Consider the following 24,535-nt stretch of genomic DNA (forward strand, 5'->3'; position numbering starts at 1 on the left):
TCTATTTGCTGTGATTCACTTAGAATCGGTCTGTTTACTCGTCCCATTAGGACAAATTTACAAAATAATGCAAACTATTTATGAATCAGTACTTAGTGAAAATAACGATGGATAAAAGCTCTTTTGCTACTTTCATTCGTAGTCATAGAAATACTAGTATTCGTTCAATTCGAATCATTCGTCACTCGAAGCACTGTATCAATTAATTCCAAGCTCAATCCAATTGAATTTTCTGGTTTAAAAAGCTCCTCTAAATCAGGCACATCCAATTGAAGTTCAAGCAGAATTTCTTTTAGATGTTTATGCTGGTGAATGGCCATTTTGCACGCCTTTTCCACCAATTCGTGGGCTTGCATTTTCCCAATTTTAGGCGCTAAAGCTAAGGACACGTTTTCGGCATAAATCAGTCCTTTGGTCACTTCTAAATTGGCCAACATTCGTTTTTCATCTACTTCTAAACCGCTCACTAACTCTATGGCTCGTTCGACCGAACCTGCCGTTAAGGTCATCAATTCTACCAACACCTCCCATTCAGAATGCCACAATCCCGCCGAACGCTCGTGTTCTTGGGGCATCGCCGAGAGAACCGTCGCCACTAAGTGAGGGGTTCGGGTTGCATTGGCCAATAAGGCAGCGCAGGTCACGGGATTTCGTTTGTGAGGCATGGTGCTTGAGCCTCCTTTTCCTTCCGCGGCTCCTTCCATCACTTCCCCTACTTCGGTTTGCATAAGGAGTGAAACGTCTTTGGCAATCTTCCCAAGACTTCCCACCAACACCCCCAGCACACCTGCCCATTCGGCGAAGCTATCACGCTGGGTTTGCCACGAAAAACTAGGCGTTAACCCTAACTCTTGTGCCATTGTCCGATGAACTTCTTGGTTAATAGACGCATTTCCGCTGCCCACGGCTCCGCTTAATTGGAGCTTCAACAAACGAGGTTGAATCTCCGTTAGGCGGTTTTGTGAACGTACAATTCCTTCTAACCACCCTGCCGTTTTGAGTCCAAATGTAATCGGACGGGCTTGCTGAAGTAAAGTCCGACCAATCATCAGAGTCGAACGGTGTTTTTGAGTGAGCGCTATCAACAACTGACGTAATTGGTTGAGTTTTGACTCCAACCACGCCAAAAACGCTTTGATTTGGAGCACCATTGCCGTATCGACAACATCCTGACTGGTAGCGCCCAAATGCACCATTTTCGAGGCTTCTACATCGTTGTTTTTGACAATACGAGTCAATTGTTTGACCAACGGAATCGCCGCATTTCCTCCAAGTTTAATTTCTACTTTAAGCTTCTCTATGTCAATCAAATCGACCGCACAACATTGTGCTATTATTTCCGCCGATGTTGAAGGCATAATCCTATGAACCGATTGGGATTCGGCCAAAATCGCTTCAAAACGCAGTATTTGTGCAACAGTAGCCTGTTCCGAAAAAAGCGAATTGACTTCCTCTGAATAAAAATAGGCGGAATAAAGACTCATTTTCAAGGTCGAATTTCAAGTACAGATTGACGACTTGTAGGTTGAATTACAATGTTTGAAAAGTACGATTTCGTTTTCATCAATTCGGTTAACGGTTAACAAATAACGATTAACTGTGCGTAAGCACTTAAATATCAAAGAATACGGTTTCGTTATCGCCTTGCATCCAAATGTCAAATTCGTAACCTGACGGCGTTTTTTGAGCAATGAGTGTAGCGCGACGTTCTTCGGGGACTACATTGAGCACCTCATCAGTTGCGTTTAGTTCGACTTCATCAGAAAAGTACAGGCGAGTATAAGAGTGAATCAGCTGCCCGCGCATAAACACGATGATGCTTAAATGAGGTGCTTGTCCATTGACCGATGCAGGCTTTTTGGTATAGAAAACAAAGCGATTTTTTGGGTCGGTTCCTGTACCAAAGCGGCCAAAAAGTTGTTGTTGTCCATCGTTCTGCCATACTTCAATCATCGCATCAGGAATAACAACCCCTTCTCCATCAAACACTTTGCCTGTGATGGTTATGGCATCGGGTTCGTCGATTGGGTTCACCAACTGATTACCGACCAGTTGTTTAAAATCGTATAAATATTGCTCAGGGGAAAGGCCGTAGGCAAAATAAGGGCCAACCGTTTGAGAGGGAGTCTGTTTCATAGTCGAATGACGATTTATGAATTTTTCGAATGACGAATACAACCCGTTCAAGCTATTTGAATCATTCGTTAAATCCGAATAATTAACTATTTTCAAATGGAGTCTGATTGTGGCCTCTTAACACAAAATCAAAACGATATCCCAAGGCAAAATGTGGTTCCGTAATGCTCAAATCAAACTGGGAAATGAGTAAGTCTCTGCCCTTGGGTGGTACGCCCAAAAAGATGGGGTCGTACTGAAGCAACGGGTCTCCTGGGAAATACATTTGTGTCACCAAACGATTGGTAATATTGGCGCCAAACAACGAAAAATGGATGTGGTTGGGACGCCATGCGTTGTAGTGATTTCCCCAAGGATACGCACCTGGCTTAATGGTATAAAATTTATAATTCCCGTCTTTGTCGGTCATGCAACGACCCGCTCCTAAGAAATTGGGGTCAAGCGGAGCATCGTGTTGATCTACTTTGTGTACGTAACGCCCCGCGGAATTGGCTTGCCAAATTTCGATGAGCGTATTCGGAATCGGCTGACCGTTTTCATTTACAACCCGACCGTGTACCACAATTCGTTCTCCCAAAGGTTGCCCATTGACCACCGAATTTTTGGTTAAATCATGGTCAAGGGGGCCTAAATTAAAATCACCAAAAATCGGCCCTGTCAATTCACTAAGCGACTGCTTCACTACAATCAAAGGCTTGGTAGGAGCCCGAAGGACGGTAGATTTGTAGTCGGGCGATAAACGTGGCGGGTGTACCTCCTCGTCAAAACGGTTATAAATGATTGTGCTCATGTTGTGCAACGATTGGGAAAATATCTGCTTAAAGAACACAACAAAAGTAGCGGGAAGGTGAAAGATTATCTTGGATAAATCAAAATATAACTTGTACAAAACAAACATTTTTTGGTTAACTTTGTACCATACGATTCATTCATTTCATGCGTCTGCTCTACCTGCTCTTTTTACTTTCACCTCTCTGGGCGTTGGCAACAGGACAAGCTCCCGACCGCTTGATTTGGCAAGGCGATACGTTGTCTTTGTACACTGCCCCGTTAAATTCTCATCCAACCTTTAATAAATTCTCTAAAACCCTTTTTGGAACACTAGAAGCCCCTTTTAACACGGGCTGCTGGCGGGGACACATCGCTGAGTGGGAAATTCAACATGATACGCTCTTTCTCGTCAACATTTACACTTGCGATTACCCTAGCAATAAAACCAAGGCCGATTTAAACACCCTATTTCCCAACCAACTCATCCGTGGAAAGCTTCCAGCAAGCTGGCTATCAGTGCCTTTGCTGGTACCTCAAGGTAAATTACTATATTATACTCAATCCTACGCCGCCATCCATGAGAAAGAAATAGAATTAACGTCAAAAAACGGATTTGTTACTCATTATCAAGAATTTGACAACTCCAAAACTCAACTTTCCGTGTATGCTGAAAAGAATGATAGCCTACTGAACTATGTTTACAGCCACATCAATTGGCAGCTATTGCCCGATTTATCAAAACCCGTCAAGGTTTTTGCTGAAATTCTCAGCGGCGCTCGCCCTTTTCCTGACAGCATCCGCCTCCTCAAAAAATCTCAACAGGCGATTTTCGACGATGAAGCACTGCGCGTTTTAACGTCAATTCCGTCTTGGAGTTGTTATTATAAACGGGGAGTCCCCTACCCGATTGGCTACTATTTTGTGGTCATTTTTGACGAAAATCGTCGAAAAAAATACGCAAAACCTTAACTTTTTTAGCTTGTAATTTTCAAACATCCACTATGCAAAAGGCATTGGTCCATTTTAAAGGGCTTTACGGCGACAATCCTCATTCTCTTTTACCCAACTTTATCCATTTTGAAGCCCTCGAAACTCGGAGTAAAATATACGATTGGGAAATAAAGGAACACTTGCACACGGATTTGTTTCAGGTGTTTTTGATTAAAAGTGGGGAAGGGTTGCTTGTTTCTGAGCAAAAAGAATGGACGCTCACGGGGCCTTGCATTGCAACCATCCCCGCGCACAGCCTTCACGGTTTTGTGTTTCAACCCAACATCAACGGTGAAGTCCTGACATTTTCTGACTCTTTTTTGGAAGGATTATTAAAAAACGCGCCCAAAACATTGCTAGAAATCAATCATTTACGGGTGCTTTCGTTTGATGATGACTTTGAGACATTTGAACGCCTTATGGGATTTAAAAACCTGATTGTAAAAGAATTATACGAAGATTTTGTCGAAAAACAGGTGGTTTTACAGTCCTTATTTCAACTCTTTTTTACGCACCTTTACCGTTTTTCCCTTCGACTAAGCAGCGCCTCTACTTCGTCCGACAATCGGACATTGCGTTATTTTCAGCTTTTTCAAAAAAGCATTCGGAAGTCGTTGCAAGAATCAAAGTCTATTCATGAATATGCCAAAGAGTTAACGATTACGCCTGTCCATTTAAACCGCATTTGCCAGGCGATTGTCCAAAAATCGGCTTTGCAGATTGTCCATGAGCATCTGATTAATGAAGCAAAAAAATACCTCCTTAATACGAATTACTCAATTTCGGAGGTTTCTTATTTCCTCAATTTCAAAGACCCCGCGTATTTTACACGGCTTTTTAAGAAAGTAACGGGGGTTTCGCCTAGTGAATTTAGGAAGAACTAGCGTGCTTCATTTTTTGAACCATATAAGACATATAAGGGCATATTAGAACTCCACAACAGATGCCGAGTTAACTGATTCGTTTTGACGAAATATAAATCGTGATTATTCCTGCGATGATGGTAGGAATGGAAAAAATCAAGAAATTGACCGTCATTGAAAGTCCCATTCCAATGAGGACACCGCCTAATAATGGGCCAATGATGCCGCCTAAGCGCCCTGAACCGATGGCCCAGCCTACGCCCGTCGTGCGAAATTCGGTGGGATACATCCGCGCCGCTACGGCATAAAGCCCTACAAAACCACCTTGGATGCCAAAGCCAATCAATCCAAAAATAACCAACAACCACGAAGAACCTTTGAACCAGCCAAAAGCAATCATCAGTACGCCCGTCAAAATCAAAAAAGTGCCAATGGTACGTTTTAAGCCATATTTGCTTGAAAAATAGCCTTGAATGACAATCCCAACAAATGCGCCAAGATTAAAAACTGTGCCTGCATAAATCGCCAATTCCATCGAAAGTCCCGCGTTGGTGGCGAGTTTCGGTATCCAGTTGGTCAAAAAATAAAGGGTAGCAAACGCCATAAAAAGCGCCCCCCACAGTTGAAACGTCGGCAGTTTAAACTCTTCCGTTAACATCGATTTGAACGACACCGCTGCTTGTTCGGCAGGTTTTGTTGGAAGTTGAGACAGGCTAGTTACGCCCATTTTACCCAAAATCTGGTTGGCTTTACCAAGGGCATTGGCTGGTTGTGCTTTAAAGTAAAAATCAAGCGACTCCGACAGCAAAAAGTGAATCAAGGGCACTGAAAGTGTAGTGCAAAAACCTGCCAATTGAAACATCGTACCCCAGCCCAATTGCGGTATTACTTTCGCTGCAACTAACCCCGACAACACCGCCCCAATTGGGTAGCCTGAAATCACAAAACTTACCCAAAAATCTTTGGTTTTGTTCGGGGTGTATTCTGCCGTCAGCGTAGCGGTGCTTGCCAACATCGCCCCAATCCCTATCCCACTAATGAGCCGAATAACTACCAAAAACTCAATAGATTGGGCAAATGATGTACTAAAAATGCTAATTCCCATCAGTACAGCACTTAACAAAATCATGTTTTTACGGCCAATCACATCCGCTTTAGGGGCCAAAAACATCGCTCCCAGGGTCATCCCGACCAAGCCAGAACTAAAAACAATGCCAAGCGCCTCGGGCGTTATGCCCCATGCTTTTACAATGGCAGGTGCGGTGTAGGAAATTACCATTACGTCCATGCCGTCGAGCATGTTCATCAACAAACAAATAAACACCGTCGCGTACTGCAACCGTGTCATTTTGTGGGTATCAATGTGTTCTTTTATGTCAAAGGTCATTGCGAGATTGGAAGGCTAAGGGCTAAAATAGATGTATTCCACGAAATAATTGGACATAACTTCGCAAAAATAGAGGTTTTTTCAAAGACCCATCACGCAAAATCAATTTCCTTTTGTGCAATATCAATCTTTATCGAAAAAGGGGCTTTCGCCCCCATTTTTCCATTGATCATAAACGTTTCCCCCGCCGAACTCGCAGATGTTCGCAGAATACTATCGGTCTGCTAACACTACTCACTAACCAAAATCCGACTCGCCCCTGAATACACATTAAAACGCCCGTCGCGGGTAAAGCCAATGAGGGTTTGCCCGTATTGTTCGGCAGTCTCAATGGCAAGACTAGAAGGTGCCCCCACCGCAACAATGATGGGGATAGACAACGCCAGCGCTTTGTGTAGCAATTCAAAACAAGCCCGCCCACTTAGTACAAGCGCATGATTCTTAAATGTTTGGGCCGTAGTAAGTCGTGCCTTGCCTGCGATTTTATCCACTGCGTTGTGGCGACCTACATCCTCGGCGTACAGTTGCATATTTCCAAATTCGTCAAACACACCTGCCGCATGAATCCCGCCCGTTTGGTCGAAAATCCGTTGGAAAGTGCTGAGTTTTTCAGGCAGCGACACCACGACACTCGCTTTCATTTTCACGTTACCAAAGGCAGTACTTTCATACGAATAACCCAACGCATCCAAAGAAGATTTCCCGCAAACACCGCAGCTTGAAGTTGCATAAAAATTACGCTGAAGTTTCTGTAAATCAGGGCGAATGTGTGGCTTTAATTTGACCGTTACGGTGTTGTCCAAATGCGCCATTACCGAATCAATGTCATCGTTTTTCAAAAGCCCCTCCGTAAACAAAAAACCTCCAGCAAGCGCCTCGTCTTCGCCTGGCGTACGCATCGTTATTGAAATAGGTTTTTCGACCCAGCCATGAACCACATCCCAATATTCTATCCGAATTTCAAGAGGTTCTTCAACAACCACTAGGTCATTGACTGCTTCTGATTTTGAAGTCGAGGTAATAACTTTTAGAATAGGGACTTTTTTCGTGTTCATACAGCCAAGGTATTCGTTTTTTAGCTTAAAAAAAGCCCCTACTTTCGCAGAGGCTTTTTATGTATTGTACCAACTTAAAACTAGCGGCTCAAGTAAAGATTACGTTCGCCATATACTTTTTGGAAGAAATCATCTTCAAGGCTATCAATGAAGTAAATACCCTCTCCCGTTGATTTCATTTCTGGTCCGAGTTCCTTGTTTACGTTCGGGAATTTGTTGAACGAGAACACAGGAATCTTAATCGCCCATCCCTTTTTCACAGGATTGAACTGAATATCCGACACTTTTTTGTCGCCCAACATAAACTTCGTTGCGTAGTTTACGTAAGGTTCTTGGTATGCTTTGCAAATAAACGGTACCGTACGTGATGCACGTGGGTTGGCTTCGATGACATACACCACGCCATTTTTTACGGCAAACTGCATGTTAATCAAGCCTTTCACTTTCATCGCTTTGGCTACTTTCAACGTAATCTCCTCAATTTGACGAATTTCGTCTTCCGTCAAATGGAACGGAGGCAAGGTAGCGTGCGAGTCACCTGAGTGAATACCAGCAGGTTCGATGTGTTCCATCACCCCAATAATGTACGCATCTTCACCGTCACAAATGGCATCTGATTCGGCTTCAATGGCGTTTTCGAGGTAGTGGTCAAGCAAGATGTTATTATCTGGAATATCGTTCAAGATTTTCACAACGTGTTGTTCTAATTCTTGTTCGTTCAAGACAATCTTCATGCTTTGTCCACCCAAAACGTAGCTTGGACGAACCAACAATGGGAAGCCAAGATTTTTACCAATTTCAACGGCGGCATCTGACGTACGAACAGTGTCAAACTTAGGATATGGAATGCCCAAATCGCGTAACAACGACGAGAAACGGCCACGGTCTTCGGCTAAGTCGAGGGTATCGAAGCTACTTCCGATGATTTTGATGCCGTATTGCTCTAATTTTTCAGCAATTTTCAGGGCCGTTTGTCCACCCAACTGCACGATAACGCCTTCTGGCTTTTCGTGTTGGATAATGGCGTGAACGTGTTCCCAGAAAACAGGCTCAAAGTAGAGTTTATCCGCAATATCAGGGTCGGTAGAAACCGTCTCAGGGTTACAGTTGATCATCACTGTTTCGTAGCCAGCCTCTTTAGCCGCCAACACCCCGTGAACACAAGAGTAGTCAAACTCGATACCCTGTCCGATGCGGTTAGGGCCTGAACCTAATACGACTATTTTTTTACGATTTGAAACCACCGATTCATTCTCAGGTTCGTCTTGCGAAACGCTAAAAGTCGAGTAGTAATACGGTGTTTTAGCTTCAAACTCTGCTGCACAGGTATCAACACACTTGAACACACGCTTGATGTTGTGTTCCTGACGGAATTTATAGATGCGACTTTCCTTTACTCCCAGCAAATGCGCAATTTGGCGGTCGGCGTAGCCTTTTTGTTTGGCCGTCAATACCAAACTCGCAGGAATATCTTCGAGGTCGTATTTCTGAATTTCTTTTTCTAATTCAACAAGTTCTTCAATTTGATGCAAAAACCAAGGGTCGATTTTTGTCAAATTTTGGATAGTTTTGAACGAAAGTCCCAATTTGAAAGCATCGTAAATATGGAACAGGCGGTTCCAACTTGGATGCGCAAGGCTATCTTTAATTACCTCTACATCAGTCACTTCTTTGCCATCTGCTCCCAAACCGTTACGACGAATTTCGAGCGACTGACACGCTTTTTGAAGGGCTTCTTGGAAGTTACGTCCAATACCCATCGCTTCACCCACCGACTTCATTTGCAAGCCTAATGAACGGTCAGCTCCTGGGAATTTGTCGAAGTTCCAACGTGGTACTTTTACGATAACGTAGTCAATTGTAGGCTCAAAGAACGCCGATGTGCTGCCTGTGATTGGGTTGATCAGCTCGTCGAGGTTGTAACCAATCGACATTTTTGCCGAAATTTTCGCAATTGGATAGCCCGTTGCTTTCGAGGCCAACGCCGACGAACGCGACACCCGTGGGTTGATTTCAATCACGATGATTTCGTCCGTTTCAGGGTTTACCGAGAACTGAATGTTACAGCCTCCTGCAAACTTACCGATACCGTTCATGGTCAAAATCGCCAAGTCACGCATACGTTGGTAGAGCGTGTCAGGTAGCGTCATCGCAGGGGCAACCGTTACGCTATCGCCCGTGTGGATACCCATCGGGTCGAAGTTCTCAATCGAACAAACGATGATAAGGTTTCCGAGACCGTCGCGCAAAAGCTCCAATTCGTACTCTTTCCAGCCCATTACGCTTTGCTCAATCAACACTTCGTGTACTGGTGAGGCCAACAAACCGTGTTGAAGTGCTTTGTCAAAGTCTTTGGCATCGTTTACAAAACCACCTCCTGTTCCACCAAGGGTAAATGAAGGACGAATAACGAGTGGGAAGCCAATTTCTTGGGCGATTTCTTTTCCTTCTAAAAACGACTTCGCTGTGCGACCTTTACAAACGCCAGCACCTAACTCAATCATTTTGAGGCGGAATTTTTCACGGTCTTCGGTTGTTTCGATGGCCTTGATGTCCACCCCGATGATTTGTACACCGTACTTTTTCCAGATACCCGCTTTGTCGCAATCAATAGCTAAATTTAACGCCGTCTGACCACCCATAGTTGGCAAAACGGCGTCGATTTTATGTTTCTCTAAAATTTCAACAATGTACTTTTTCTCTAGTGGCTTCAGATAAACGTGATCAGCGTTGATGGGGTCTGTCATGATTGTCGCTGGATTCGAGTTAATCAGAATGACCTCAATTCCTTCTTCACGAAGAGAACGCGCCGCTTGTGAACCAGAATAGTCAAATTCGCAAGCTTGACCAATGATAATGGGGCCTGAACCAATGATGAGGACTGAGTTGATGTTGGGATTTTTAGGCATTTTTTTGTTTTGTGGGGTTATTCGGCTGTACCGCCAGCTCAAAAATTGTGCAAAATTAGGACATGAATCGTTTAGTCGGACATTAAAAAGTAAAAAAATATCTTTTCGGGTTTCTGTTTATAGTTTACGGCCTGGGACTTATTGCTTTTATCTCACTAATAATCAATCAATTAAATCGCAATTTTGTTTATTTTCAACTCACATAAATTTAAATTCTACGAAAAATAAGTCGATTTCATAATTACAAAAATTACGCTCATCTTTGGGATATGAACCCTTTATCTGAAATTTTAACTCAGTGGCAAACCCACGAAATTGTTTCACCTGCCAGTGCTGAAACCATCAAGCAAGCAGAAAACACGCGCCCAGTTTCGTTGTACACCCTCCTCCGAAACCTGCTTTACATTGGCCTTGTGTTGTTTACTTCGGGCGCAGGGATGCTCGTATATTTGCACATCGACACCATTGGACACGATGCACTCATTGTGGTATTGGCATTGCTAACATTGGGATGCTTTTTCTATACCTATCGACACAGTTCCCCATTTTCAGTTTCAGAAGTCAACTCCGAAGGCAAGTTTGTTGATTTTGTATTATTGCTCGGCGCCCTATTATTTCTTTCGCTTGAGGGCTACGCCCAATGGCGTTATTCGCTTTTTGGCACGCGTTATGGATTAGCGGCTTTTCTACCAGCGGTTGTATTCCTTTTTTGTGCATACCGTTTCGACCACCGAGGTGTTTTGTCGATGGGACTCACCGCCTTGGCATCTTGGGTGGGGTTGAGTATCGCTCCCTTGGAAGTATTGACGGGAAATGATTTTGGAAGTTCCCAAATCATCCATACCGCCGTTGGTTTTGCGTTGGTAGTGGGTGGCCTCAGTTTTGGACTTTCGCATCGTGGCATCAAAACTCATTTCACCGACACCTATTTAATCCTCACGGGCAACCTATTTTTCATTGGTGCTTTGGCAGGGCTTTTCACCTCTGGCTACTGGTTTTTGTATGCCTTATTAATAGCGGGTTGTTGCACCTTTTTTGTGTGGTACGCTCGGCAAAAGCAATCATTCATTTTTTTACTAATGGCCATTTTGTACGGTTACATCGCTTTTACCTATTTGCTCTTCAGCAAAATCGACGACGCTGGTTTTTGGATGGTCTTTGGCGGTTTTTACTTCCTTGCCAGCGCGGGTGGAGTTGTGATGTTTATTTTAAACTATAAAAAATGGTTAACCAACTAACACAATGAAGGTATATCAGGAATCTTGGCTAATAAACCGCTACGCCCTTGGTTTGGCAAAAAAACTCCAAAAAGAAGGTACGTTGACAACAGCACAGGCAGAAGCAGCTCAAAAACTTCACGCTGACCTCCCCTACTCTCCCAACATATTCATCAAAGCGCTTTTATTTATTTTTGGCTTCATTGGATTTGGTTTTGGAGGTTCGTTTTTTACGCTTCTTCTCATGGGCGATTCCAATTGGGGATTACCCATCGGGGCTTTGTTGTACGGTGGCGGAACACTTTTTGGATTAGTTCACATCATTCGTCAGCGCAAACTTTACTTCTCAGGCATCGACAATGCACTTATATACTGCATTCTTGGGTCATTAGGGCCTGTTTTTATGAAGGTTTCTGAAATCAACAATTTTAAAGAACCTTGGCAGTTTGGTTTGCTTTATTTACCCTTTTTGCTCATGGCTGTCTATAGTTTTGGCGAGCCGTTGGTCGCGTTAGGTTTATTTTTCGACTTCTTATTTATTTTCTCGTCGTTATTGGTCAACTACCCACTCGGGAAGGCATTTTTACCATTTATACTGTCGGGGATTTCCATCGCCTTGTTTTTTTTATTGCACCGCTTTTCAAAACGTCGAGCCGCTTTTTACTGGCAAACCGCCCTCGAATGGGCTCTCCCCGCTACTTTGCTATGTGCCTATTTCAGCGTTAATTATATGGTTGTCCGCTACGCCAATGCTTCCTTAAACGACTTACCAATGCCTGCTCCCGAAATCCAATTTGCGTGGCTTTTTTGGACACTCACCTTTCTCGTTCCGCTCTTACAACTTGGGCTAGGGATTCGATTACGTGACCGTTCCATCATCGTCGTAGCCCTTGTTTCCGCCCTTTACTCCATCGTTACTTACCGTCATTATCATTCTTTGCTTCCGCTCGAATGGGGTCTTTTGCTCGGCGGGCTAATTTTAGCAAGCCTCGCTTATGCTCTTTTACGCTACTTAAAAACCCCAAAATTTGGTTTTAGCATCACCCCTGAAAGTAGCAAAACCAACCTCCTCCAAACGGTGGTTCTTTCGCATTTAACCAAAACAACCCAATCAGCTGCCTCCCAAGAAGTAAAAATGGGAGGAGGAGATTTTGGCGGTGGCGGCGCGGGTGAGCAGTATTAATCAACGCACTGATTCTAGCTATTTGCGTACCTTTGGGGCAAATCATTCAATTATTCCAACGCTACGATGAAGCTACAAGTGACCGAAGAGATCGAACTGATGGTATTTTTACTGTCAAAATTAACCCATCACAGTCGTACCAACATCAAAAGTTTACTTCGTGATGGTCAAATCCACGTGGACGGTCGAAGCGTTACCCAATTTAATCATCGTTTAGCAGCAGGCCAAACGGTTGAGATAAGTCCTAAAAAATCGGTAAAACCCGCACAGCGCCCCACAAAGGGCATTCGGATTCTATTTGAAGATGCGTATTTGATTATCGTTGAGAAAGAGGCTGGTTTGCTCTCCATTGCCACCGACAAAGGCGACGAGCCTACAGCCTACCGAATGTTGAGCGAGCACGTAAAAACACAAGACCCCAAAAATAAAATCTTCATCGTTCATCGCCTCGACCGTGATACATCGGGGGTAATGGTTTTTGCTAAAAGTGAAGACATAAAAAATAAACTTCAATCGACATGGGGGCCAGATACCAAAGAGCGAACGTACATTGCTTTGGTGGAAGGAAAACCAAACCCTCCACAGGGCACGATTCGTTCGTATTTACAGGAAAGCAAAGCCACGATTGTTTATTCTTCCAAAAACCCAGAACGAGGTCAACTAGCGATTACCCACTACGAAACGCTGCAATCCAATGCTCATTTTTCGCTTTTAAAAGTGGAATTGGAGACAGGTCGCAAAAACCAAATTCGGGTCCACATGCAAGACCTTGGGCATTCGGTCGTAGGAGATAAAAAATACGGTTCTTCCCAAAATCCGCTTCATCGACTTGGGCTACACGCTTGGGTTCTTGGACTTACCCACCCTGTTACGAACAACTACCTTCGATACGAAAGCAAAATACCCGCCAAGTTTTTGGGGGTGTTTGGAAAATAAGGCACGGTGTTTTTTAGCTTTCGTAGTAGCCTAAAACATACTCCCGCATGTTGGCGTAAAGGGGTCTCATGGTGTCAATCTCGCAAGAAGTAGGGGTGATGGTATAGGTAGTTTCAAAATCTTCGTGGGTAGCAGCTCGCCAAAGCCTTCCTTGAGGGTCAATGACCAATGAAAAACCAATTCCCCCCCGAAAAATACGTGAGCCGTCGGTGCCAGTGTGCAAATGATACGTCCACGACTTATGAACGTCTTCATAAACGGCGTTTTTTTGAATTTGTTCGGCGAAGGATTCAAACAACGTCACACGTTCCTCAGGACGGGCTTCCAATGTCCGAATAAGGGCTTTTCTAAACATCAAAGAGCCATCTTCGGCGAGGAGTTTGTCACATGACATTGGTAATTTCAATCAATCTTCTATTTCTATTCCTAAAATACGTTCAAAATGGGCAACGTTATTTGTAACAATTACCAAACTATTTGCTACTGCCGTCGCGCCAATCAACAAGTCAAAGTCATCTATTCTTGTTCCTAAACGCTCTAGTTGTACGCGCTCTGAGGCATAAATACTTATGGCATTATAGATGGGTAAGACTTCAATTTCTTCAAGAAATTCGTTTAAAATAGCCAAATGGTGTTCAGGTCGTTGGCTTTTGAGCGCCCCATACTCTAATTCTGCAAGTGTAATTTCAGAAATGAAGCAATTTTTAAGTCCAACTGAATCAATTTTATCTCCAATATTTTTCAAACCTTTGAAAAGAAAAATAACAATATTGGTATCTAAAAGATACTGTTTCATAAACTTTCAAGAGTTCTATTAAATCTACGGGCTTGCTTAATTTCGTCAATTATTTCCTCAGCAGTGCTTGAATCATCCCAGCTGCCCACGAAATACCTAGCTGACCGTAAATTCCGAACAGTTTTTTTTTGAATAGATATCTTTAGCCGATTAGCTAGTTCTAACTTAGCCTGCTCGTCTAATCCTTCTAGCATCTGCCAATAACTTTCGACTACTCGGTTGCTCATAGTTTATTGCTATAGTTTTACGTAAATTTAGAATAAAAATATTAAAAACTATCGCCATTTTTCCCCTCAATACCCAGGCACAACCGTCCCAAGCTCTTTGGCTGCCGAATCGTTGATATTTTTGAAAAACCTATATTGCTTTTGAATGTCCATGATTTGGGCAAATTCTTCGTCGGTAGCCCCCGAAAGACTGCCCAATTGATTCATCAAATCCTTCATTTTATCGGCCGAATACGCCATTTTTAAGCGAAGAATTTTCTTAAAGGCAATTTCATGAAGCAAGTCCTCGTCGGTAGGAACAACAATCTCATACTTTTGCCAGTTCTCGCTCAAATGGTGGCTATTTGTACACAAATCAATCGTCAATCGTTGCACATCAGGGTCAAGATGCCCTAAAAAATAGTCAGTTGAAGGTACTTCTCCGAAGTTAAATCGCTGTCTAAAAATCTCTAAAATGAGGTTAAACAGCGGAGTTTCAAAGGTTATTTCTCCAATTTCGTGCAACAAATACCGACACAGGGAAATGCCCGCCTCCAATTCAACCTGACCGTACAAAATCAACAACCGTACAAACGCTTGCTCCTGCAAATACAGCCGTGTTTTAAATAAATCATTTGGTAAATCAGTAACAGGCTTAGGCGTTTCCTTGGGGATATTGGGTAAAGGCTCAGAAAAGTTATCTTCTACCAAAATCCCAAATTCTTCCTCAATAAACGTATCGGAAAAGAACATTCCATCGGGCTCCATCGGCGGCGCTGTTTTATGCGGCGGTGGTGGCTGTGAAGACGACGATGGTTGCCTTCTTGGACTCTGACGTGGTTCGGCAGGCTTGGCCTTTTCTTGCTGCTGACGTAAGTATTTGTTCCCCTCCGAAATAAGCGTTTGTTCATCCATCTTCATCAAATCGGCCGTACGTCGGAAGAAAATCTGCCGTTTGATGGGGTCAGGAATTTTGGTAATACTCGCTACAATTTCGTTGATTGCTTCGGCACGTTTAAACGGATTGTCGCCCGCATCACGAAGAAGCATTTCGGTTTTGAAAGTAATAAAATCTTTGGTCGCCTTCTTGACGTGGGCTTTAAAACCCTCTGCACCAACACTATAAACGTAACTATCGGGATCTTCGCCATCAGGAAGCGTCACCAAACTTACGTTAAGACCTTCCTCCAATACCATGTCCAATCCCCGCAAAGCCGCTTTGATACCCGCCGCATCGCCGTCGTACAAAATGGTGATATTCTGGGTGAAGCGGGCAATCAGCTTAATCTGGTCTTCGGTCAACGACGTACCCGACGAAGCCACTACGTTCTGAATTCCTGCTTGGTGCAGCGAAATGACGTCGGTGTAGCCTTCTACCAAATAACAAACGTCCTCTTGCCGAATGGCATTCTTGGCCTGATGAATCCCGTAAAGGACTTTGCTTTTATGGTAAACATCCGTTTCGGGAGAGTTAATGTACTTAGGCTGGTTTTTGTCGTTGGTCAAAATCCGTGCTCCAAACGCAATCACTTTCCCCGAAACATTATGAATCGGAAAGATTACTCGCCCTCGAAAACGGTCGTAGTAGCGGTCGTTGTTGCCTTCTTTATGCAGTGCCAAACCTGCTTTTTGCAGTAAATCAGGGTTATAGCCACGTTTGGCGGCCTCTTTGGTCAAATTATCCCATTCGTTTAGACTATACCCCAACCCAAACGATTTGATGGTGGGGTCGTTAAAACCACGATTTCTGAAATAACTTAGCCCAATCGCCTGTCCTTCTTCGTGTTCGAGCAGCAGTTTCTGGTAGTGTTTTTGGGCAAAATTTAGCACGATATACAAGCTATCACGCTCATTTTGACGCAATACCTCTTCGGGTGTTTGTTGCTCTTCTTCTACTTCAATGTGGTATTTCTGTGCCAAATGTCGGAGGGCTTCGCCGTAGCTTACGCCTTCGATGTCCATCACAAATTTCACCGAGTCGCCCGCTGCACCACAGCCAAAACACTTGTAGATTTGACGAACGGGGTTAACGTTGAACGAAGGCGATTTTTCGTTGTGGAACGGACAGCACGCGATGTAATTGGCCCCACGTTTTTTGAGTGACACAAAATCTCCAATGACCTCTACAATATCAGCGGTTTGTTTGATTCGGTCGGCAGTATCGTTTGAAATTCGCATGGGACAAAATTAGGATGGAAACGCTTCAAAATAAAAAAATCCCCCTTTATCGTTGATTTTTCTCACTTCACCACATTTGGGTTGAAAGCAGCGATTGGGGGGCTGTACCTTTACAAAAAAAACAGCCATGACAACTTCCATCAAAAAACAAATAGCAGGTTTACTCTTCCTCCTCAGCGGGCTAACGTTGCTTTCGCTCTTAATTTTTTACTAACACATACACGGTCAGGCTGTGACAAAGGTCAGACGACAGTCAGACCGTGTGTGTGTCCCGCCGTAACAATTACGGTCTGACTACCGTCTGACCGTGGCGTTATCCACGGTTTTTTGCCACACCCGCCATACGTTTTTGTACATGATGTTGGCAATGTCACTTTCGGTATAACCTCTTTTGAGCAACACATAAAACAAATTAGGATACTGCGATACGTCCTTCAACCCCGTAGGCAAACTATCTCCTACCCCGTCGAAATCTGACCCAATCCCCACGTGCTTCGTACTTCCTGTCAATTTCACAACGTGGTCGATGTGGTCAGCCACCGTTTCTACGTCCGCAAAAAGTACTGGGTTCTCTTTTTGGAATTGTTTTTGAAACTCGTCAGCTTCAGGCGAGCCCATTTTAATTCCTTTTTCTTTCAGCGCTTGACCAAACTTATCTTGCAAAGCTTCAATTTGTTGACGGTATTTTTCATCTAAAAAGCTGGAGCCAAAATTGATTTGAATCACTCCCCCTTTTTTAGCCAAAAGCTTAATCATATCGTCCGACATATTCCGCTTGAACGTAGGCGTAAAATACCGACACGAAGAGTGCGAAGCAATGACAGGTACCGAAGATAACTCAATGGCTTGGTAAAAAGCATCGTCGGAAACGTGCGAAATATCCACCATGATGCCTACGCGATTCATTTCTTTGACTACATCTCGCCCATAAGCGCTCAAGCCCTTGTGCGTGTGCGTAGTGTCGTACGACGAATCACAAATGAGGTTGTCTTTACCGTGGGTCAAGGTGACGTAGCTAATCCCTTTTTTGCGAAAATAAGCCACATCCGAAATGGTTTGTAACGGTGCGCCGTTTTCCATCCCCATCGGAAACGAAATGACTCCTTTTTTGAAATTGGCATCCGCTTCTTTAGGCGTTGTGACAATACCAAATTTGTCGGGGTGCGCTGTCGCTATCCCGCGAACCATGTTAATCAGCGAATCGGCCAACTCTTTTGCCCCACCCGTTTGTTGGTACGACGACGGAATATAAATCGACATAAACGGAGCCGATAACCCTCCTTTTTTGGCTCGTTCGTAATCAAAATCGCCTTCGGTAGTTTTCAAAGGAATTCCCAGATATTCACGCTCCAATCGGAAGTTCTTGATTTTGAGACGATACGGCAAGTCCACGTGGCCATCGGTAAGAATGTATTTGTGGGCAAGTTCGTCGGCTTTTTTGCGAAACCACTCATCAGTCATTTCCTTTTTCTCAACTTCTTTGAGGTAACTTTGATTTTGCGCCGCGCCACTCAATTGTACAAATAGCAAAGCAAAAACGGTAATAATAAGGTGTTTCATGTAGGAGTTTGTTGATTTGACAAGAAAAATCGGTTATCTATTATTCAAAAAGGTTCAAGTAGCTATTCAAATCCAGCGCTCGTTTTTTTACAATTTCGAGGCGACTATCCACGGCCATTGGCTGGTACATGGTACCTTCCATGGTTGCATATAATTCTGACTGAAATTTAAACTCCAAATCGCGGTATTCTATCCATTTCCGCTGTGAGGTAAGCAAAGCTGCCTTTTGTTTGGCATTGAGTTTCAGGTTGAGGGCTTTGTAATTTTTGTTCAATTCGGCATCCCATTTTTTATAGGCTTCGTCCAAACACCCAACCATTCCCTGAGTGGAAGGATTTTTATCCATACATTTGTCTAACGCGATGTCAATGGGATGTTTTTCGGCTTCGTCTTGGGCCATACTGACGACAGGAAGGGCAAACAAAAAGCAAACGACTAAGAAATAATACGATTTCATTGATGTTACGGTTTTTGAAAATTGAGTACGCTACAAATAAACGAAAATAAATGACGTCAAACGATTTCGTTCAGCAAGAACGAAGCCGATTTATTAAGGCCAAAGCTCAGGAGCTTGGCTTTGATTTTTGTGGTATATCAACGGCCACTTTTTTGGAAGAAGAAGCCCCTCGTCTCGAACAGTGGCTGTTGAAAAATCACCATGGCCAAATGCACTACATGGGAAATCATTTCGACAAACGCCTCGACCCTCGCAAACTCGTCGAAGGGGCTAAATCAGTGATTTCCGTTTTGTTAAACTATTATCCTGAGCAACAGTTAGATGAAGGCGAAAATGCCCTTAAACTATCAAAATACGCCTACGGCACCGATTACCATTTTGTGTTGAAAGACAAACTCAAAGCCCTTGTTGACGAAATTCAAATCGAAATAGGCGAGGTAAACGGACGAATTTTTGTGGACTCAGCCCCCGTCATGGACAAAGTCTGGGCGGCAAAAAGCGGACTTGGCTGGGTCGGAAAACATACCAATCTCATCAATCGTCAGATGGGAAGTTTTTTCTTTATTGGGGAAATTATCTCCGACCTCGAACTTTGGCCCGATGCCTCTATCAAGGATTATTGTGGAACCTGCACGCGCTGTGTGGACGCTTGCCCCACGGATGCCATCACGGAACCTTACGTAGTCGATGGTAGTAAGTGTATCAGTTATTTTACGATTGAACTCAAAGAGGCTATTCCCGAAGAAGTGCGAGGGAAGTTTAAAAACTGGATTTTTGGCTGCGACATCTGTCAAGATGTTTGTCCTTGGAATCGGTTTTCGCGTCCGCATCAAACGCCTGAATTTAATCTTCATCCCGATTTGGCGCAGTTCACTCGAAAAGATTGGGAAGAAATTACGCAGGAAGTGTTTCAAGAACTATTTCGCCGCTCGCCCGTCAAACGGACAAAACTGGAGGGCTTGAAACGTACTATAAGTTTTGTAACTACGCCAAAAGAATAGGTTTTTAAACGACCTGACAAGTTTCAAAAACTTGTCAGGTCTAAGCACTAATGGTCTTAAATCAGCCCTTCTTCAGACACTATTTTATGAATATTGATAACAACATTGTCCATCACGCGCACTTCTTTATCCCAATCGACAATAATTGTCGTTTCTCCTTGTTCCATGATAAACACTTTTCTGTGTTTGGTAATAATCCAAAATATCCTTTTGGTACCATGCGCCATCATTTCCTCTGACTTAGTAAAGATATAATCTAACTCTTGGTCAGTCTCAATCTTCACATCTACCTCAATAGCAATTTCAGGCGCTACCGAAAAGTATTTATCGTCCAAAATGACGTTTTCCTTCAGAAAAATAGCAATGTCTGTCGAAAAGTTATTGTTATGACCTAGGTGTAGCCCCGTTTCGTTGGTAGTTAGGATGTACTTTTTGCGATTCACCATTGAAAACAATATCCCATAAATAACACCCACGATATACGATTGGAGTGAACTACTACCCATGATATCTTCTAATTTTTTAGACCCATTCATTACTCCTTTGTATCCTTTATAATACAGAGGCACTCCTTTCAATTCTTCCCGAACAAGCTTGGCGGGAACTTTACGAGTGCGGTGAGCAGGTGCTTTTATTTGTTCGACTGTCATTTTTAAGTGCTTTTTACCAAAAATAAGCCTTTCTTCTCATACATCAAACATCGTTTACTTAATCGTACTGACGTGCAAATGCGAATCGTGCTTTTCGCTGTGGTAAATACGAATCGTCGCTTTTTGAAAATCTTTTTCATCCGCTTCGCTTATGTTCATAAATTTCTGCGGGTTGCGGTCCACAATCGGAAACCATGAACTTTGAATTTGAACCATAATCTTGTGGCCTTTCTTAAACGTATGAAGCACATCAGGCATCCGTACTTTTACATCCGTCACTTGGTTTGGCACAAAAGCTTCTGGTTTTTCAAAGCTATTCCGAAACTTCCCGCGCAACACCTCCGCTCGAACCAGCCGCTGATAGCCAGCCATCGTTAAATTTTTAGGATTAGGCGTTGGATTCGCCGCATCTTCGGGTAAGACATCAATCAATTTCACAATAAAATCAGCGTCCGTTCCCGTCGTAGAAGCAAAAAAGTGCGCTGTCATCGGCCCCGAAAACGTCACATCTTCGGTCAAAGCATCCGTTTCGTACGTAAGAACATCAGGACGACGAGCCGCAAAACGCTGGTCTTCAATCATGTACTGATTATTACGACGCGCAAAAACACCATCCGTGTAAGGAACAGGTTTGGCAGGATCGCTTACGTACTCATCAAAGCCCTCTTTTTCTTTTGTTTCTTCCCACGACAATTTTCCATTCGCCTGAAAATGAAGCTCTTTTGCCGTTTTTTCTTTGGGTGGCCATGCCTCAAACGTTTTCCATTCGTTGGTCCCCGTATTAAATAGGGTTGCCTCAGCCGCTTTCCATTCCCCTTTGTCTTTCAGGTAATAATTAAAAAACTTCGTTTCAAGCTCTTCCTGAAAATACTTAGCCGTATTACTACCAAACTGCAACGGCCCAAACTCCGACCAATCAGCCCGCGACCAAGCACCGTGCGTCCAAGGCCCCATCACAAGTTGGTTTTTAGACGTAGGACTTTGTTTTTCAATGGCTTCGTAGGTACGCAAGGCTCCAAACAAATCTTCGGCGTCAAACCATCCTCCCACCACCAACGTAGCAGGTTTTAGGTTTTTTAAAGCAGGACGGATGTTTCTTGATTTCCAGTAGTCATCGTACGTTTCGTGCTGAAGGTATTCATTCCAAATTTTACCCCGATTATTAAAATAAGCGGCCCCATTGGCGTTTTTGAGAGGCCCTAGCTTCAAGAAAAAGTCATAGGCATCTTTCGCACGATTTATGAACAACCCTGTATAAGAAGAACTTGGCTTGGTACGTGGGGCATCAAAATAACTCAAAAAACTAAAGTTATCTAACAAGAAAAACGCCCCATTGTGGCGGGCATCGTCTCCCACAAATTCGTCAGTAACAGGCGCTTGAGGCGAAACGGCCTTAATGGCTGGGTGCGCATCAGGCAGCGAGGCCGAGGCATAAAAACCCGGGTACGAAATCCCTGTAATGCCGACCCGACCGTTGTTACGAGGGATATTTTTGAGCAACCACTCTACCGTATCGTAGGTATCAGTGCTTTCATCGGTATCTTTCGCACTTTTTTTGTCAAACTTATGGGGTGTCATTTCTTCAAACGAACCCTCGCTCATGTAGCGCCCCCGTACGTCCTGAGTCACGAAGATGTATTTTTCTTCTGACAACAATTTACTTGGACCTGGCCCATTTCCTGTGTAGTTGGTTTCACCATAAGGCCCCGCTGAGTAGGGCGTTCGCTCCATAATAATCGGGTACTTTTGGCTGCTGTCTTTAGGTACATAAATAACGGTATAAAGCTTTACGCCATCCCGCATCGTAATCTGTTTGTCAAGTTTTGTGTAGTTATCTTTCACAAAATTTTGGGCTTGTACGGCCACACTCAAAAGCCCCGCAAGGGCAAGAAAGGAAAGTTTCATGGAACTAATTGGTTTTGAGCAAAAATAGAACAAAACGCTGGCAAACAAAAAGCCCTACGCTATTGAAATACCTACATTGTGTTATTACCATTGTCATATTTTGTATTATTCAAATAAAAAACTAGCCAATTCCAGTTCTTTCGAGAGATAACATTGTAATAAACTGAGTTTGTCAATAAAATAACTTACCTTTACGAGTCTTTTTTCAAAGCCATAATTAATTGTTAATCACTGACTTTCTTTGATTAATTGTTAAGGCAAAACAACTAACAAAAATACAAATGCAATCCATCCGCAACATCGCCATCATTGCGCACGTTGACCACGGTAAAACCACTTTGGTGGACAAATTCATCCACTATTCGAAGCTGTTTCGTGAGAACCAGCAGTTTGACGACCTCATTTTGGACAACAATGACCTCGAACGTGAACGAGGCATCACGATTGTTTCTAAGAACGTATCAGTACGCTACAAAGACGTTAAAATTAATATCATAGATACCCCAGGCCACGCCGACTTCGGAGGAGAAGTAGAACGCGTACTTAAAATGGCTGACGGTGTAGTGCTTTTGGTGGATGCTTTTGAAGGCCCAATGCCTCAAACTCGTTTCGTATTGAGCAAAGCGCTTCAACTTGGATTAAAAGTTGTGTTGGTGATTAATAAAGTTGACAAACCAAACTGTCGCCCTGAAGAAGTTCACGAAGCGGTATTTGATTTGATGTTTAACTTGGAAGCCAACGAAAGCCAACTTGACTTCCCAACGGTTTTCGGTTCGTCGAAACAAGGTTGGATGGGTCCTGATTGGCAAAAACCTACTGAAGACATTTCGCACTTGTTGGATGTCATCGTAGAAAACATCCCACCCGCACCTTCTAACGACGGTGAGCCTCAAATGCAGATTACCTCCCTTGACTATAACTCATTCGTTGGCCGTATTGCTATCGGACGTGTACACCGTGGAACGCTCAAAGAAGGTGCGCAAGTAGGTCTTTGCAAAGCTGATGGAAGTGTAAAGCGTAACCGTATCAAAGAAATTCAGGTTTTTGAGGGACTTGGTCGTCAGAAAGTGACGGAAGTTTCTTCAGGAGATATTTGTGCAGTAACAGGTTTGGAAGATTTCGAAATTGGTGACACCATCACCCTTTACGAAAACCCTGAGCCAATTACACGTATTGCCGTTGATGAGCCAACGATGAACATGTTGTTCACCATCAACAACTCTCCTTTCTTTGGTAAAGAAGGCAAATTTGTAACTTCTCGCCACTTACGCGATCGTTTGTTCAAAGAAATGGAGAAAAACCTTGCCTTGCGCGTAGAGCCATTCGATAGCGAAGATAAATTCTTGGTGTTTGGTCGTGGTATCCTCCACTTGTCGGTATTGATTGAAACCATGCGTCGTGAAGGCTACGAATTGCAAGTAGGCCAGCCACAAGTGATTTTCAAACAAGACGATAACGGACAACGCCTCGAACCAATCGAAATGTTGGTAGTGGATGTTCCTGAAGAAACAGCGGGTAAAGTGATTGAGCTTGTTACGCAACGTAAAGGTGATTTGCTCGTGATGGAGCCACGCGGCGATTTGCAACACTTGGAGTTTGATATTCCTTCTCGTGGCTTGATTGGACTTCGTTCCAATGTATTGACAGCTACGCAAGGGGAAGCCGTTATCTCTCACCGTTTCAAGTCGTATGAGCCTCACAAAGGCCCAATCCCAGGACGTATCAACGGCTCTATCATTTCAAAAGGAACTGGCCCAGCTACTCCTTATGCCCTTGACCGTCTTCAAGAGCGTGGTAAGTTTTTTGTTGACCCAAGCGAAGACCTTTACATGGGTATGGTTGTGGGTGAGCATAGCCGTCCAGGTGACATCGTGGTAAACCTTCAAGAAACGAAGAAGTTGACCAACATGCGTGCCTCTGGTTCGGACGACAACGTGCGTATTGCTCCTAAAATCAACTTCTCTTTGGAAGAATCAATGGAATACATCCAAAAAGATGAATACCTAGAAGTAACGCCACAAACACTTCGTATTCGTAAAGTATATCTCGACGAAAACGAGCGTAAACGTAACTCTAAAGAGCTAGAAATGGCTTAGTTCTAGCAATAAACCAAATACTTGTAAGGCAGACCTTCGCGGGTCTGCCTTCTTTTTTTACAAATGTTGCCTACAAATGTTGCGCCTCTGCCGAGGCTCTTTGGATACTTCTAAAACGTTTGATTAACCTACAAATGTTGCCTACAAATGTTGCGCCTCTGCCGAGGCTCTTTGGATACTTCTAAAACGTTTGATTAATCTACAAATGTTGCCTACAAATGTTGCGCCTCTGCCGAGGC

20 protein-coding genes are annotated in these 24,535 nt (G+C 43.5%); 7 read left to right on the forward strand and 13 right to left on the reverse strand.

The window, feature by feature from the left end:
- Nucleotides 1–164: 164 nt before the first annotated feature.
- The 3 genes from pcaB to pcaH all read right to left on the reverse strand — a co-directional run bounded on the left by pcaB (nucleotide 165) and on the right by pcaH (nucleotide 2,926).
- Nucleotides 165–1,484 (reverse strand): 3-carboxy-cis,cis-muconate cycloisomerase, encoded by a 1,320-nt coding sequence (gene pcaB / locus FHS57_RS19560; RefSeq protein ID WP_183976666.1) that lies wholly within the window; start codon nucleotides 1,482–1,484, stop codon nucleotides 165–167.
- A 127-nt stretch (nucleotides 1,485–1,611) separates the two neighbouring features.
- The gene (gene pcaG / locus FHS57_RS19565) at nucleotides 1,612–2,136 is read right to left on the reverse strand and encodes a protocatechuate 3,4-dioxygenase subunit alpha (protein ID WP_183976668.1); all 525 of its coding nucleotides are present in this window, start codon (nucleotides 2,134–2,136) and stop codon (nucleotides 1,612–1,614) included.
- An 82-nt stretch (nucleotides 2,137–2,218) separates the two neighbouring features.
- The gene (pcaH, locus tag FHS57_RS19570) at nucleotides 2,219–2,926 is read right to left on the reverse strand and encodes a protocatechuate 3,4-dioxygenase subunit beta (RefSeq protein WP_183976670.1); all 708 of its coding nucleotides are present in this window, start codon (nucleotides 2,924–2,926) and stop codon (nucleotides 2,219–2,221) included.
- A 146-nt stretch (nucleotides 2,927–3,072) separates the two neighbouring features.
- Between pcaH and FHS57_RS19575 the strand changes: the two genes are divergently transcribed.
- Nucleotides 3,073–3,876, forward strand: coding sequence for a hypothetical protein (locus FHS57_RS19575; RefSeq protein WP_183976672.1), 804 nt, complete (start codon nucleotides 3,073–3,075; stop codon nucleotides 3,874–3,876).
- Nucleotides 3,877–3,908: 32 nt separating this feature from the next.
- The gene (locus tag FHS57_RS19580; protein WP_183976674.1) at nucleotides 3,909–4,781 is read left to right on the forward strand and encodes a helix-turn-helix domain-containing protein; all 873 of its coding nucleotides are present in this window, start codon (nucleotides 3,909–3,911) and stop codon (nucleotides 4,779–4,781) included.
- Nucleotides 4,782–4,848: 67 nt separating this feature from the next.
- Here the strand turns inward: FHS57_RS19580 and FHS57_RS19585 are convergent, their stop codons facing one another.
- The 3 genes from FHS57_RS19585 to carB all read right to left on the reverse strand — a co-directional run bounded on the left by FHS57_RS19585 (nucleotide 4,849) and on the right by carB (nucleotide 10,111).
- Nucleotides 4,849–6,147, reverse strand: coding sequence for an MFS transporter (locus FHS57_RS19585; protein WP_183976676.1), 1,299 nt, complete (start codon nucleotides 6,145–6,147; stop codon nucleotides 4,849–4,851).
- A gap of 230 nt (nucleotides 6,148–6,377) precedes the next feature.
- Nucleotides 6,378–7,202, reverse strand: a complete 825-nt coding sequence (fdhD, locus tag FHS57_RS19590) for a formate dehydrogenase accessory sulfurtransferase FdhD (RefSeq protein WP_183976678.1) — start codon at nucleotides 7,200–7,202, stop codon at nucleotides 6,378–6,380.
- Between the two features lie 80 nt (nucleotides 7,203–7,282).
- Nucleotides 7,283–10,111, reverse strand: coding sequence for a carbamoyl-phosphate synthase large subunit (carB, locus tag FHS57_RS19595; protein WP_183976680.1), 2,829 nt, complete (start codon nucleotides 10,109–10,111; stop codon nucleotides 7,283–7,285).
- Between the two features lie 269 nt (nucleotides 10,112–10,380).
- Between carB and FHS57_RS19600 the strand changes: the two genes are divergently transcribed.
- The 3 genes from FHS57_RS19600 (at nucleotide 10,381) to FHS57_RS19610 (ending at nucleotide 13,447) form a co-directional block, all read left to right on the forward strand.
- On the forward strand, nucleotides 10,381–11,349 hold the full coding sequence (locus tag FHS57_RS19600; protein ID WP_183976682.1) for a DUF2157 domain-containing protein: 969 nt from the start codon (nucleotides 10,381–10,383) through the stop codon (nucleotides 11,347–11,349).
- A 4-nt stretch (nucleotides 11,350–11,353) separates the two neighbouring features.
- A complete protein-coding gene (locus tag FHS57_RS19605) occupies nucleotides 11,354–12,511 on the forward strand; it encodes a hypothetical protein (protein WP_183976684.1) in 1,158 nt (385 codons plus the stop codon).
- A 66-nt stretch (nucleotides 12,512–12,577) separates the two neighbouring features.
- Entirely contained in the window at nucleotides 12,578–13,447 is an 870-nt protein-coding gene (locus FHS57_RS19610) for an RluA family pseudouridine synthase (protein ID WP_183976686.1), read from the forward strand.
- Nucleotides 13,448–13,460: 13 nt separating this feature from the next.
- Here FHS57_RS19610 and FHS57_RS19615 read toward each other — a convergent pair whose 3' ends face one another.
- From FHS57_RS19615 to FHS57_RS19635, 5 genes are all read right to left on the reverse strand, one after another.
- Nucleotides 13,461–13,841, reverse strand: a complete 381-nt coding sequence (locus FHS57_RS19615; RefSeq protein ID WP_183976688.1) for a hypothetical protein — start codon at nucleotides 13,839–13,841, stop codon at nucleotides 13,461–13,463.
- Between the two features lie 12 nt (nucleotides 13,842–13,853).
- Nucleotides 13,854–14,243 carry a PIN domain-containing protein gene (locus FHS57_RS19620; RefSeq protein ID WP_183976690.1) on the reverse strand — a complete coding sequence of 130 codons (390 nt, stop codon included), beginning with the start codon at nucleotides 14,241–14,243 and terminating at the stop codon, nucleotides 13,854–13,856.
- A 293-nt stretch (nucleotides 14,244–14,536) separates the two neighbouring features.
- A complete protein-coding gene (dnaG, locus tag FHS57_RS19625; RefSeq protein ID WP_183976692.1) occupies nucleotides 14,537–16,627 on the reverse strand; it encodes a DNA primase in 2,091 nt (696 codons plus the stop codon).
- A gap of 294 nt (nucleotides 16,628–16,921) precedes the next feature.
- The gene (locus FHS57_RS19630) at nucleotides 16,922–18,187 is read right to left on the reverse strand and encodes a dipeptidase (protein ID WP_183976694.1); all 1,266 of its coding nucleotides are present in this window, start codon (nucleotides 18,185–18,187) and stop codon (nucleotides 16,922–16,924) included.
- A 40-nt stretch (nucleotides 18,188–18,227) separates the two neighbouring features.
- A complete protein-coding gene (locus FHS57_RS19635) occupies nucleotides 18,228–18,644 on the reverse strand; it encodes a lysozyme inhibitor LprI family protein (RefSeq protein ID WP_183976695.1) in 417 nt (138 codons plus the stop codon).
- 50 nt (nucleotides 18,645–18,694) lie between these two features.
- On the opposite strand from FHS57_RS19635, the gene queG reads away from it, so the two are divergent.
- Nucleotides 18,695–19,645, forward strand: coding sequence for a tRNA epoxyqueuosine(34) reductase QueG (queG, locus tag FHS57_RS19640; RefSeq protein WP_183976696.1), 951 nt, complete (start codon nucleotides 18,695–18,697; stop codon nucleotides 19,643–19,645).
- A 56-nt stretch (nucleotides 19,646–19,701) separates the two neighbouring features.
- Here the strand turns inward: queG and FHS57_RS19645 are convergent, their stop codons facing one another.
- Nucleotides 19,702–20,295 carry a PDDEXK family nuclease gene (locus tag FHS57_RS19645; protein ID WP_183976697.1) on the reverse strand — a complete coding sequence of 198 codons (594 nt, stop codon included), beginning with the start codon at nucleotides 20,293–20,295 and terminating at the stop codon, nucleotides 19,702–19,704.
- 54 nt (nucleotides 20,296–20,349) lie between these two features.
- Nucleotides 20,350–22,200: a CocE/NonD family hydrolase gene (locus FHS57_RS19650; RefSeq protein ID WP_183976698.1), complete on the reverse strand. Its 1,851-nt coding sequence runs from the start codon at nucleotides 22,198–22,200 to the stop codon at nucleotides 20,350–20,352.
- A 281-nt stretch (nucleotides 22,201–22,481) separates the two neighbouring features.
- Here FHS57_RS19650 and typA point away from each other — a divergent pair, with 281 nt between their 5' ends.
- Nucleotides 22,482–24,296: a translational GTPase TypA gene (gene typA / locus FHS57_RS19655; protein WP_183976699.1), complete on the forward strand. Its 1,815-nt coding sequence runs from the start codon at nucleotides 22,482–22,484 to the stop codon at nucleotides 24,294–24,296.
- The last annotated feature ends 239 nt before the right edge of the window (nucleotides 24,297–24,535 follow it).

It is taken from the genome of Runella defluvii, from assembly GCF_014195535.1.
Classification (GTDB): Bacteria; Bacteroidota; Bacteroidia; order Cytophagales; family Spirosomataceae; genus Runella; species Runella defluvii.

Excerpts from the sequence above, each read along its gene's own strand:
- pcaB (WP_183976666.1), bottom strand. The coding sequence starts at position 1,484 with ATGAGTCTTTATTCCGCCTATTTTTATTCAGAGGAAGTCAATTCGCTT.
- pcaG (WP_183976668.1), bottom strand. The coding sequence starts at position 2,136 with ATGAAACAGACTCCCTCTCAAACGGTTGGCCCTTATTTTGCCTACGGC.
- pcaH (WP_183976670.1), bottom strand. The coding sequence starts at position 2,926 with ATGAGCACAATCATTTATAACCGTTTTGACGAGGAGGTACACCCGCCA.
- FHS57_RS19575 (WP_183976672.1), top strand. The coding sequence starts at position 3,073 with ATGCGTCTGCTCTACCTGCTCTTTTTACTTTCACCTCTCTGGGCGTTG.
- FHS57_RS19580 (WP_183976674.1), top strand. The coding sequence starts at position 3,909 with ATGCAAAAGGCATTGGTCCATTTTAAAGGGCTTTACGGCGACAATCCT.
- FHS57_RS19585 (WP_183976676.1), bottom strand. The coding sequence starts at position 6,147 with ATGACCTTTGACATAAAAGAACACATTGATACCCACAAAATGACACGG.
- fdhD (WP_183976678.1), bottom strand. The coding sequence starts at position 7,202 with ATGAACACGAAAAAAGTCCCTATTCTAAAAGTTATTACCTCGACTTCA.
- carB (WP_183976680.1), bottom strand. The coding sequence starts at position 10,111 with ATGCCTAAAAATCCCAACATCAACTCAGTCCTCATCATTGGTTCAGGC.
- FHS57_RS19600 (WP_183976682.1), top strand. The coding sequence starts at position 10,381 with ATGAACCCTTTATCTGAAATTTTAACTCAGTGGCAAACCCACGAAATT.
- FHS57_RS19605 (WP_183976684.1), top strand. The coding sequence starts at position 11,354 with ATGAAGGTATATCAGGAATCTTGGCTAATAAACCGCTACGCCCTTGGT.
- FHS57_RS19610 (WP_183976686.1), top strand. The coding sequence starts at position 12,578 with ATGAAGCTACAAGTGACCGAAGAGATCGAACTGATGGTATTTTTACTG.
- FHS57_RS19615 (WP_183976688.1), bottom strand. The coding sequence starts at position 13,841 with ATGTCATGTGACAAACTCCTCGCCGAAGATGGCTCTTTGATGTTTAGA.
- FHS57_RS19620 (WP_183976690.1), bottom strand. The coding sequence starts at position 14,243 with ATGAAACAGTATCTTTTAGATACCAATATTGTTATTTTTCTTTTCAAA.
- dnaG (WP_183976692.1), bottom strand. The coding sequence starts at position 16,627 with ATGCGAATTTCAAACGATACTGCCGACCGAATCAAACAAACCGCTGAT.
- FHS57_RS19630 (WP_183976694.1), bottom strand. The coding sequence starts at position 18,187 with ATGAAACACCTTATTATTACCGTTTTTGCTTTGCTATTTGTACAATTG.
- FHS57_RS19635 (WP_183976695.1), bottom strand. The coding sequence starts at position 18,644 with ATGAAATCGTATTATTTCTTAGTCGTTTGCTTTTTGTTTGCCCTTCCT.
- queG (WP_183976696.1), top strand. The coding sequence starts at position 18,695 with ATGACGTCAAACGATTTCGTTCAGCAAGAACGAAGCCGATTTATTAAG.
- FHS57_RS19645 (WP_183976697.1), bottom strand. The coding sequence starts at position 20,295 with ATGACAGTCGAACAAATAAAAGCACCTGCTCACCGCACTCGTAAAGTT.
- FHS57_RS19650 (WP_183976698.1), bottom strand. The coding sequence starts at position 22,200 with ATGAAACTTTCCTTTCTTGCCCTTGCGGGGCTTTTGAGTGTGGCCGTA.
- typA (WP_183976699.1), top strand. The coding sequence starts at position 22,482 with ATGCAATCCATCCGCAACATCGCCATCATTGCGCACGTTGACCACGGT.